This is a genomic window from Mycobacterium sp. ML4 (genome assembly GCF_054515735.1).
The window spans coordinates 233,058-243,878 of sequence record NZ_JBTNSY010000009.1 but is presented as its reverse complement, the minus strand read 5'-3'; the positions used below and the strand labels follow the sequence as shown (position 1 = coordinate 243,878).

Annotated in this window: 9 protein-coding genes; 4 read left to right on the top strand and 5 right to left on the bottom strand. The window is 61.5% G+C overall.

What is annotated here, in order from left to right:
• Positions 1–563 precede the first annotated feature (563 nt).
• A complete protein-coding gene (locus ACX9NE_RS12895; RefSeq protein ID WP_459364665.1) occupies positions 564–2,000 on the bottom strand; it encodes a glycosyltransferase family 87 protein in 1,437 nt (478 codons plus the stop codon).
• Between the two features lie 355 nt (positions 2,001–2,355).
• Between ACX9NE_RS12895 and ACX9NE_RS12890 the strand changes: the two genes are divergently transcribed.
• Genes ACX9NE_RS12890 through ACX9NE_RS12880 form a run of 3 tightly spaced genes read left to right on the top strand, consistent with a single transcriptional unit; the run spans position 2,356 to position 5,349 of the window.
• The gene (locus ACX9NE_RS12890) at positions 2,356–3,021 is read left to right on the top strand and encodes an SDR family NAD(P)-dependent oxidoreductase (protein WP_459364666.1); all 666 of its coding nucleotides are present in this window, start codon (positions 2,356–2,358) and stop codon (positions 3,019–3,021) included.
• 11 nt (positions 3,022–3,032) lie between these two features.
• Positions 3,033–4,100 carry a 3-dehydroquinate synthase gene (locus tag ACX9NE_RS12885; RefSeq protein ID WP_459364667.1) on the top strand — a complete coding sequence of 356 codons (1,068 nt, stop codon included), beginning with the start codon at positions 3,033–3,035 and terminating at the stop codon, positions 4,098–4,100.
• A complete protein-coding gene (locus tag ACX9NE_RS12880) occupies positions 4,072–5,349 on the top strand; it encodes an FGGY family carbohydrate kinase (RefSeq protein ID WP_459364668.1) in 1,278 nt (425 codons plus the stop codon). Before ACX9NE_RS12885 ends, ACX9NE_RS12880 begins: the two co-directional genes overlap by 29 nt.
• A gap of 38 nt (positions 5,350–5,387) precedes the next feature.
• On the opposite strand, the gene ACX9NE_RS12875 is transcribed toward ACX9NE_RS12880, so the two are convergent.
• Complete coding sequence (locus ACX9NE_RS12875) at positions 5,388–6,308, bottom strand: NAD-dependent epimerase/dehydratase family protein (protein ID WP_459377729.1); 921 nt, start codon at positions 6,306–6,308, stop codon at positions 5,388–5,390.
• Positions 6,309–6,375: 67 nt separating this feature from the next.
• Between ACX9NE_RS12875 and ACX9NE_RS12870 the strand changes: the two genes are divergently transcribed.
• Positions 6,376–6,504, top strand: a complete 129-nt coding sequence (locus tag ACX9NE_RS12870) for a hypothetical protein (RefSeq protein ID WP_459364670.1) — start codon at positions 6,376–6,378, stop codon at positions 6,502–6,504.
• Here the strand turns inward: ACX9NE_RS12870 and ACX9NE_RS12865 are convergent.
• From ACX9NE_RS12865 to ACX9NE_RS12855, 3 genes are read right to left on the bottom strand one after another with little or no spacing between them, the layout of a single operon-like run.
• Positions 6,501–8,012, bottom strand: coding sequence for a glycosyltransferase (locus tag ACX9NE_RS12865; RefSeq protein ID WP_459370719.1), 1,512 nt, complete (start codon positions 8,010–8,012; stop codon positions 6,501–6,503). The genes ACX9NE_RS12870 and ACX9NE_RS12865 overlap by 4 nt on opposite strands.
• A 5-nt stretch (positions 8,013–8,017) precedes the next feature.
• A complete protein-coding gene (locus tag ACX9NE_RS12860; RefSeq protein ID WP_459364672.1) occupies positions 8,018–9,037 on the bottom strand; it encodes an NAD-dependent epimerase/dehydratase family protein in 1,020 nt (339 codons plus the stop codon).
• Entirely contained in the window at positions 9,034–10,311 is a 1,278-nt protein-coding gene (locus tag ACX9NE_RS12855) for a nucleotide sugar dehydrogenase (RefSeq protein WP_459364673.1), read from the bottom strand. The genes ACX9NE_RS12860 and ACX9NE_RS12855 overlap by 4 nt, the downstream gene beginning before the upstream one ends.
• Positions 10,312–10,821: the final 510 nt, after the last annotated feature.

The following is a 10,821-nucleotide window of genomic DNA, read 5'->3' as shown; positions in this document are numbered from 1 at the left end:
AAAGAACTTTGGAGGTTCTTTATGTTGACTTCGTTTCAGTGCCGTTTTCCGCTTGTTGCGCCGAGCGTCTTGGGCTCTCTTTCTAACTCCCTGCGGGCGTCCCTCACGTCGGACGCCGCTCGCCGGCGTCAGCACCGGCATCACCGTGTCACTTTTCGACCGGAACCCACAGCGCGCGACCCGGGCTCTGGTGCCGATAGAGGGAGGCACGTGATTCACTGCGAGCTCGTTGATCTCATACGCGCATTGGCTGAATGGGTCGTGGCTGCACACTGACCGCCGCCATTAGCGAGCGGATCGGACTTCGGCTTCGGGGCGCGCAATGGCTCCCGAGTTTCTGTTCGCGATGAGCTGCCTATAGCGTGCATCCGACGATTTGCGGAGACGACGATCGAAGTGTGTGGGAGCAGTGCGAATACTGGCTCTCAGGTGAAATTGATGTTGTACGAAGTAGGATCTGCGTCTGGTGTCAGATGGCGACGCAAGACCCGCGGTATCGCACCGCCGCGGAATCGTTCCGGGATTTTTAGTCGCCCCGCCAGGACACCATTGGCCGCGTCGGCTTAGCCGCTCTGCTCATGAGATGCTGCCCCATGTGTCTGTTGACCTTCACCGGGAACGGATGTGGTGGAGGCATCTGGTGCGCCGGGAACCGGTCTGCGAGTGTACGAGACGATGATCGCCGCACACGCGATCAACCACAGAAGCGGGCTCAGTGTCGCCGAGGTTGCGACGACTGGTGTCTTGTCGATCAGCCCGATAACACCCGGCTGACCCCCAATCCAGATTAAGGCCTTTCCCATGGCGGGCAACGCAACCGGGGCGGCGATGCTCAGCGCCGCCGCCAGACTGACGCTGATGCCGACTACCCGCCGGCGACCGCCGTCTCCAGCAAGCCCGTCGAAGATCCCGGAGCCCGGCGGCCCATCCGGATCGCGGATAACGAGCGCGGCTATTGGTAATGCGAACACCAGGTAATAGGGGTAACTCACGGTTTCGGACAGGGACGCGGTGGCGAGCAGCACGATGCCGGCCATGACAGGGGGGATGCGCCGTCCGAGAGCCAGCACGCAAACGGCGACGAGGGCCAGGATGGCATAGCCAAGCACCATCTTCGGGCCCGCGAGAAAGTCGGGCAGCTTGCCACCGTTATTTAGGGCGGCGATCCAATCAGGGAATGCGAAAAGCACCTTCGTGAATGACACATTGTTGAGCTCGACAACCTCCTCGGCATCGTTTGCAGGGAGGTTGTGGACCGACTGCAGGATAGTGTGCGGAAAATCCTGCGGCCAAAGCAGATACGCGGCGAGGTTCGTCACCACGCCTCCGATGACAGCCATACCCGTCAATCGCCATTGTCGGCCGGCCAGCAAAGCAAGACCCAGGACGGCGAACTGCGGTTTCACCAGCGCAGCCAGCACCACCATGATCGCCACGAGGCCCCACCGTTGTCGACACAACGCCACCAGGAAGACCAGCGCGATCGGCACCACGAACCCCACGGAATTGCCCCGATCGATAGCGAACCACGCCGGGAGGGCTAGAGGGCCGCATGCCACCAAGATCACTACACGTTCCAGACCGGGTGCGCCACGAGAGGCCCAGACGGCGGGGGTCAGGACAGCGATCGTCATAACAACCAGGTAACCCAACACCCCCAGTCGTGGCGCACCCAACCATTGACCCAGTAGCCCAAAGGCCACTTGCGGCACCATCCCAGCCGCCGGATATCTGATGGGCGCCAGGACCGGGTGCGAGAAATCCAAAGGCACCCAAGGATTGGGCCGCATCGCCGCTGCTATCACGGCGGTGTAGTCGTTGAAGCAGTGCCGGCCTATGTTTGTGGGCAGGCCGAGCCAGCAATCCTGGGGAGGGTACAGAACAGAACTGAGCACGTCGACGGAGTAGTACTGCGTCAGAACGAAACCAGTCGCCGCTGACACGGTCGAGGCCAGAAGGATGGTGCCCAGCAGGATGGTGCGCTCGGATTGGCCGGTCACGGCCGCAAACTGATGCCGGAAAGTGTTGACCGCACCGCGAAACAGCTCGAGGGGTGAACTCATGTGTGCTCTCGTCAGTTCAGGTCGAAGGTTCGGCAGGAAGCGAGGCGCTGAGCCCAGCCGGCGGGAAACAGCCTAGTCTAGATCCATCCCCTAGGTCTTAGGCATCACCAACCTGGAAAGTGTTTGCCGTTGAACCCGTGCGCATCGTGCGTGCGGCAAGCCGGTTCGTACACTTAGCCTGCTCGCCGCTGGTTAAGCTGGAGCGGTTTGTGTACCAACGACGGGGAGGACGAGCCGTGACCTGGTCCGGCCAGCTGCGCAAGCTCGTCCGCGAGCACGGGTTCTGAAGGCAGTGCCTTCGACGGCCCTCGTCACCGGCGCCGCACGCGGGATTGGCCGTAGCGTTGCTGACACCTTGCAGTCAAAGGGAATTCGGGTTCTCAGACCCGGGCGCCGGGAACTCGACCTGGCAGTACCCGAATCGGTCACCGCATACCTCTCAGGCCTTGACGAGGCCGTGGACATCTTGGTGCTCAACGCCGGCATCAACAATCCGCAACCGTTGCGGGAGCTATCGACGGAGAACTGGTCAAGTACTCAACAGGTCAACGTCAGCTCCAATATGCTGCTGCTGCAAGGCTTGCTTCCGCCAATGGCGGCCGCCGGATACGGCAGAGTGGTGGCGGTCTCAAGCGTCTACGCGCATCGCGCCCGTCCGGGGCGGGTCGCCTACAGCGCATCGAAGGCCGCGATAGAGGAAATGGTGCGGTCGGTTGCCGTGGAGTACGGCCCGTTCGGAGTGCTGGCCAATTGCGTCGCCCCGGGATTCGTGCTCACCGATCTCACCTACCAGAACAACGATGAGAAGCAGCTACAAGCGTTGGCCGAACGCATTCCGGTCGGCCGTCTGGCCGAACCGCGGGAGATTGCCCGCTTCATCTCCTGGCTCGTATCTGCCGAGAATTCGTATATAACAGGACAGTCCATCGCGATCGACGGAGGTTTCTTGTGCGTGTGACCCGGGATCGGATGATCATCAAATCCGAGCAGGGTGATTACCCCGTGGACTTCGTCGGCGAAGTCGGGTCCGTGCCCGGACTCATTGGCACGGACGCAGAGACTTTTGTGATTATCGACAAGGCCTTGGTGGACCTCTATGGCAACGATCTAAGTGAACTGCTGAAGTACCCGACCTACCGGCTGACGGCCGATGAGGAGAGCAAAACCCTGGCCGGCATAAGCTGTTTCATCGACTGGCTGCTGGAGAACAAGGCAACCCGCTCGGCGCACATCGTGGCGGTTGGTGGTGGCGTGACACAGGATGTCGCCACTTTTGCGTGCCACATCTATTACCGTGGGATCCCGTGGACATTCGTTCCCACCACTTTGCTCAGCCAGGCAGACAGCTGCATCGGAGCGAAATCCAGCATCAACGTGCTTCCACTGAAGAATCAGCTCGGTGTGTTCCATTCACCCAGCCACGTGGTCATTTGCTCTGAGTTCTTGAACAGCCTGCCGCAGATCGAGGTTGACTCCGGCTACGGCGAAATCTACAAGCTTGCGCTCACCAACGAGGGTGCGTTCTTCGATGAGCTCATCGAAGCCTTACGCGATAACGGTCATCGCAACCCACAGGTGCTGAAGATGATCCGCAACGCCTTGGAAAGCAAGCGTCTAGTCATCGAGAAGGACGAGCACGAATCGGATCTTCGGCGAGTGCTCAACTACGGTCACAGTTTCGGCCATGCTCTGGAAGCGCTAACCCACAACGAGGTTCCACACGGCATAGCGGTGATGTGGGGCATGGATTTGATCAACTTTCTCGGCGTCAAGTGGGGACTGACCAACCCCGAAACCGCCGCAAAGGTACGCGCGGTGCTCGCTGCCAACACTGACTACACCATCGAGACCATTCCATCGGCGCGCGAACTCGTCGATACGCTCAAACGCGACAAGAAGGTGCGCAAAGGCGTCATGTATTTCGCCGTGTTGCACGACGAGGGCGACCTCAGGATCGTGCCGAAACCTCTGGATGACACCCTGGCGGCCGCAGTCTCGGAGTACTTGGATGGCGACCCCCTCTTCGCTGCTCGTTGACCTGGGCGCTACCTACGTCAAGGTCGCAATCCTGCGCCCTGACGAGGGCATCGTCGCAGAGAGCAAATCCCCGTTTCCCCCATTCATCTCGCGCGATCAGCCTCATCGCACCGTTGACCCTGCTGCCGTCCTGGCCGCGGCCGAGGCAGCCATCGCGTCGGTGTTGCCCCGTGCCGAGAAGCCGGAGCGGATCCTGCTGAGCGGCCAGATGCACGGCTGGACACTCACCGACGATCGCAACGTGCCCCATCTAACCCTAGTCACCTTCCAAGATAATCGAGCCCTACTGGCGCGCAACGGAATTCGCTACCTGGACCAACTGCGCGACACACAGCCGTCGGAAGTCTGGCATGCCGCCGGCAATGAGCTGCGATCGGGTCTGCCCGTAGCGGGCATCTACGCAACCGATCTCACGGAGATCGACGGGCGTCTTCGCGTACACAGCCTGCTGTCCTGGGTTGCAGCCGCGCTAACCAGCGAGCCGGAATTCGTGCAGCACATCACCGACGCGGCCGCATCCGGAATGTTCGACCTCCGGGCCGGATCGTGGTCCGAGCGGATCACCGAAGTTGTCGGGGGCGGGAGACTCCTGTTCCCCCGTGTGACGCCTACGCCCGAGATGGTCGGGATCCACCGCCCCTCGGGCGCAGCAGTATTCACTCCGGTGGGTGACCAGCAGGCGGCGTTGCTCGGAGCTGGAATCGCAGAGGGCGTTACCGCTTTCAACATTTCCACGGGGGGACAGGTGGCCCGACTGGACCACGAGCACGCCGGGTATCGCTGCCAGACCCGGCCCTACTTTGACGGACTGCTGCTGCACACCAAGACCCATCTGCCGGCGGGGCGCGCGCTCACGCATGGAGTCGCTTTGCTGTCGCGCGGTCGCGCCGACGACGAGGCATGGGAGTGGGCCGCCGCGGCCGCCGCAACGCCCGCGCGGCCCGGGCCCCCTCATGCCCATCCAACCTTCCACAGTCCCGCTGGCGGCGGCTGGTCGGGCATCACGGACGCGAACAGCCCCGAAGACCTTATACGGGCGCTTGTCGCCGCCGTTGCAGCGCCGTACGTCGAAGGGGCGGTCGACGTCGGGTTCCGACCAACGGACGAGCTCCTGTTTTGCGGCGGAGTGGCCCAGCGTTTCGCTCCCCTGCGCGTCGCTATCCAATCCGGACTCAATCGGCGGGCGAAGGTCGCGCCTGACGGCGACATGGCTCTCCGTGGGCTTGCCGTGCTGGCGGGTCGAATGTAAAGCAGCCGGAACAAGCGGATGCGATGCCTACGAGCCGATCAGGCACCGCCCAGCACTCCGCGGGCGGTGATCTCGATCTGACGATCAAGCGGCGCACTCGCGAAATCCCAACTAGCGCAACGCTTGTCCCAATCTTGACTGTCGGAATGGTACCGGTCTGGATCGTTAGGGTCGACTTCATCGCGGGTGATCACCGCGCCAGGGTTTACTACCGCGACGATCCGCGCGGCAAGCTCGGCCATCTCCACCAGCTCTCCGCCGCTGTCAATCGTGGCCGGGCCGACACCCCCCTCGGCGATCCCGAAAGCGAGTAACTCTTCGGCTAGTACGTACCGGCGAAACACCGGGCGGCGCGCCATGATCCGGATCGCCCCGGCGTCGGCGGCCCGGATCATCGATCCCAGAGCGTAGCTCTGCGGCTTCTGCATGTGGGCACCGGAGATGCTCCAGGCCCGCACGATAACGGGCACCGCAGCGCTCTCGGCGGCGGCCTGGGCCAGGCGCTGCTCGGCCTCGCGCTTGAGGTAGCCGTACGGGTTGTCCTCGATCGGGCCGTCGAGAGCGTCGTGCGGGTAGACTGCTGCTCCGCTGGAGACCGAGAGCGAAAGACGTACGCCGGGTAGCTTCGTCGCGTACACAAGGCGCTCGGTCAGGGCGCGGTTGGCTGCGACGTAGTCGTTGAGTGGCATGCCTGCGATTCGGTCCCGGGTGAGAAAGGCACAGTCCAGCACGACCGTCGGAGCGAAGGCGGCTACCTCCTCCTCGTCCCACACACGGCACCCGATCTCTCGATCACCGACTCGGATGATCCGGGCTCGGCTGGCCACGCATAGGGTTGGAAGGTTCAGCGGGGCGAGCAAGTCCAAGGCGGTCCTGCCGAGCCAGCCGGACGCGCCAGTGATGAGTATCCGGTCGGATGCGAGCGCTTGCGCCGCGAGTGCGCGCGCACTCCGACTCACCAACCCAGTCACGCCGCGGGCCAGGAACTCATGCCGGGAGCCTATGCCGACGAGGAGCTGTCAGCGCGTGCAACTCCCCGATCCGGCCAGCGATGAGGACGGCCAGCGCGATGACTCCTACCCGGATCGAGCCCGACGCCAGCGACGCGATGGCAAGAGCAGCGACCGCCGCGACAAGACCCCTGAAGCCATCTAATCGTCGGCGTCCCAAGGGAATTCGCAGGAGCCGCAGCGGCGTCGGCGGAGCAAAGCCAGAGCTCCGAGCGAGGCCAAGCCGCCACCCGTCCAGCGGAGCAGCGGCCCCCGCATGGCCAGTCCATACCAGTGCAGATACGAGGGAAGCCAACCCTTGAGATCGAACTTGCTGGTACCAGCAGTCCGGTCCTCCCAGCTGCTGGGTACCTCGTCGACCCGATAACCCAACAGATGCGCTTTCGTAGTCAGCTCCAGACCCACTTCAAAGCCACGCACACTTTCCACCGCGACTTCATCTAGAAAACGACGGCTGTATCCGCGGAAGTTCGTCGTGGCATCATGGGTCGCCAGACCACCCACATAGTGCAAGCTGAGCCCAGCCGTCCGCGACATCAGAGTCTTTAGCCGCGGCCCGCCGGTCTGAGAGCCCCCGGGCATGTACCGCGATCCGCTGACCACGTCTGCTCCCTCTTCGCGGATCTTGGCCGCCATCAACGGGATGACCGAGGGCGGGTCCGATAAGTCAGCCATGCTGGTGATGATCACGTCGCCGCGTGCGGCGGCGAAGCCGGCAATCAGGGCGTTGGCAACGCCCTTGCCCAGGGCATTGCGGACGAGGCGGACGGTGGCCGGCCGGTCGGGCATTGCCTCGATTGCCGGCAGAGTCGAGTCTTCATCGAAGTCGTAGCAGATGATCAGCTCGTGGGGTGTGTCAGCCAGAGTCGCGCTCAGCCTGCTGAGGCATGTCTGTATGTTCTCGCCCTCGTTGTATACCGGAATGACCACGCTGATCAGGCGGTCCTCGTCCGACGGTGAGACCGGCTTCTGGGCTCGGATCAGGAATTGTTTGCCGAACAACGGCCACGCTAAGCGCGAATGGAGATACAGCTGTACGAGGAAGGGCGCTTGTGGCAACGGGGAGTACGTCGAGTACGGCAGAAAGCGACCATGGGTGTCGATGATGTTGAACTCGTGCATGCCAAGCAACTCCATCAGCGAGCGGTCGCTGATCGGCACCACGTGGTCCCAGAAATCCCAATATTCGCCAGCAACCAAGCGAACGTTCGGGCCCAGGGCGATGAAGTGCCCGCCAGGCTTGAGCACTCGCCTGGCCTCGGCGATGGTGCGCTCGACTTCAGCTTTACCCTGCAAGTGCTCGAGTACATTGCTGGTAAAGACGACGTCGACCGATCCATCTTCGAGGAAACCGAGATCATCGGCTCGGCATTGGTGAAACTCGATCCCTTGTTCCAGAAGTTTGCCGCTGTCCGGATTCAGGTCGACACCGATTCTTCGTGCCGCCTTGATGTGGTTGAGGAATTCGCCGTATCCGCAACCCAAGTCGACGACAGTGTCGCTGCGTTTGATCCAGCCTTGGAAGAAATCACGCACTAAAACACCCCACAGCGCCGATCTCGCCTCGAGGTTATGACCGAACCGCTGGCGATAGAGTTGCTGCAAACCATTGCCGCCCACGGCAAATTCGTGGTTCTTGCGACTAGCACCCATGTGGGTCAGATGGTGCCGGTGTGGACGGCGTTGATGATCCAGGGGATGACTTCGTCGAGCATGGTGTCGAGGGTGGTGGTGGCGGAGTAGCCGAGTACTTCGGATGCTTTGTGGACATCGGGGGTGCGGAGTTGGACGTCGTGTTCGAAGGGGGGGTCGCTTTCGTAGCGGAAGGGGGTTTCGGGGCGCATCTTGGTCCAGATCGCCTCGGCGAGTTCGAGCACGGTGGTGGCGTGGGGTGTGGAGAGATTGAAGTCGTCGTTGAGCGCGGCCGGGTGTTCCATACAGGTGCGGATGCCTTTGGCCAGATCACCACCGTAGGTGTAGTGGCGCACCTGGGTGCCATCGCCGAGGATGTGCAGCGGATCTTGGCCCTTGGCGACCTTTTGCACCAGATCGGGCACCACGTGACTCATCGCCAATTTCACGTTCCCGGAAGGGATTTCACGCCCACCCAACGCCCGCTGCTCACCGGTGCCCACACAATTGAACGGGCGGATGATCGTATACGGCAACCCGTACTGCTCATAAGCACCGCGGGCGAAATACTCACACGCCAACTTCTGAAACCCGTACGTGCTGGTCGGTGGCGGACACTCGGTGATGTGCTTTTCCGGGGTGGGAAACACACTGGCGTTCTCAAACACCATCGACGAGCTGATCACGTTAATCTTCTTCAGCCAGCCCTTCTGATAGGCATAGATCGCGGTATCAAAATGCGCCGCCGCGATCCGCTCATTCTCGGCCAGCAGGTCATAGGCGTACTCGTGGAAATAGGTGATACCACCGATACGGGCCGCGCTGGCCACCATCTGCTCACAACCCTGCACCAGCCGGCACATCAGATCAACGTCTTTGACATCACCTTCCACGAAGTGATAGTTCGGGTGATCGTCATAACTTTTGGCGACCGGACCATACTTCGAATAGTTATCGATGCCGACCACCACATGACCGGCCCGCAACAACTCCTCGACCACATAGCCGTTGATGAACCCCGCACTCCCGGTGACCAGAACCTTCACCGGGCCCCAACCCCCGCACCCAGCGTGGCCAACTCAGCCCCATTCAACGCACTCTGGTCCAGCTCGCTGACGTCCAAGCAGCCCCACACATCCTCCACAATGGTGCCCCGCGGAACCCGCAAACCCCGATACTGCGCGTGCGGCACCCCCACCACCAGCACATCAGCGCGCTCCACCACCGTGTCCAGCGGGAAATAATCCGGCCCGTCCAAAAACGGGTCATGGCGGATCACCTCCTTGGCCTCCAACATCAACAGATGCCGCAGCTTAAAACTCAGCGAATCACGCGTGTCATCACAATCGGCCTTAAACGTCATCCCCAAAATGCCCACCGTCTTGTCGCGCAGGTCAACCCGCCGCTTGAGCATATTCACGATGAACTGCGGCTGACCCTCATTGATCAACATCGCCGCATGCCCCAACATGAAATTATTGTTACTAAACGCCGCCAACTGCATCGTGTCCTTCAACAAACACGGACCCGCCGCCAACCCCGCCCGCGGCAGACTATCCACCCGACTGTTCTTGTATGTCGCCGCGTGATGGACACGATCGAAATCCAAACCCGCCTCACGACACAACAAATAAAACTGATTCGCCACCGCAAACTGAATGTAGCGATACCCATTACAAAACAGCTTCGCCAGCTCCGCCTCCTGCGGCTCCACCTCAATAATCTCACCGGTGATACCCGAGAACAACTCCCGCACCACCCGCACCCCCTCCTCATCAAACCCACTGATGATCTGCGGAATCACCCGCAACTCCCGAATCGAATGCCCCTGCGCGATCCGCTCCGGACAAAACGTCACATGAACACCAATCCCCCGCTCCCGCAACGAATCATGAACACGCTGCGTCAACCCCGGATACACCGTACTGCGCAACACCAACGTCTGATCATCACGAAAAAACGGACTGATCTCAGTAATAACCCGGAAAAACGTATGCGCCTGCGGCGTCAAATACTCATCCACCGGCGTCCCCACCACACAAATCACCACATCAGCATTCCGCACAACCCACGAATCCGTACTCGCCGCAAGACGACCCGTCGGCAACAACCGCCCCAACAACTCCTCCGCCCCGTTCTCCACAAACGGCATCCGCCCCGCCATAATCGACTTCAACGCCCCAACATTCGTATCCAAAATATCCACGCTGTAACCCACATCCGCCAACACCAACGCCAACGGCAAACCCACATGCCCAGCACCACCCACCACACAAATCCGCTGACCCTGACCCACCACGCGAACCACCCCTCCCCTCATCGACCGGACGTCCCCCAACCCAGGTTGAGGCGCTCAGCAACCATCGCCCAGGGTGTTGACTCTGTTGGGACGAGCGTACGGAATTTCCGGTCGCCCTACCGGCGTTTCCGTCGAATACCCAGTTGGATCTTTTGGTACGGCGTGTTTACGCAGGTGAGGTCCACGCAGCGGTTGCCGTAGACGATTCATCGGAAATCACACTTGTACGTCAGCTCGTTGAATTGGCCCAACGGGGGGAAGCCTGTAGTCTCTTGCCTCCGGACCACCAGCGCGTCGCAGAACCCTTGCGCCGAACCACCCCGGCGCACCCCACCCGGGAACAACGAACTGGCCGCTGGTCACAGGTAGGGATTCGGCCAGCACACTCTGAGCTTTTCCCGAGCGCGACCACTTCGGCAACGGCGGGCTTCCTCAACCGCTACTCAGCGGTCGCAGGAGCTGCACCTAGCCGGGCCCGCCCCGATCCTGTCTTTACGAGTTCGAGCCCCAAAAGCACCGATCTTGAGTAGT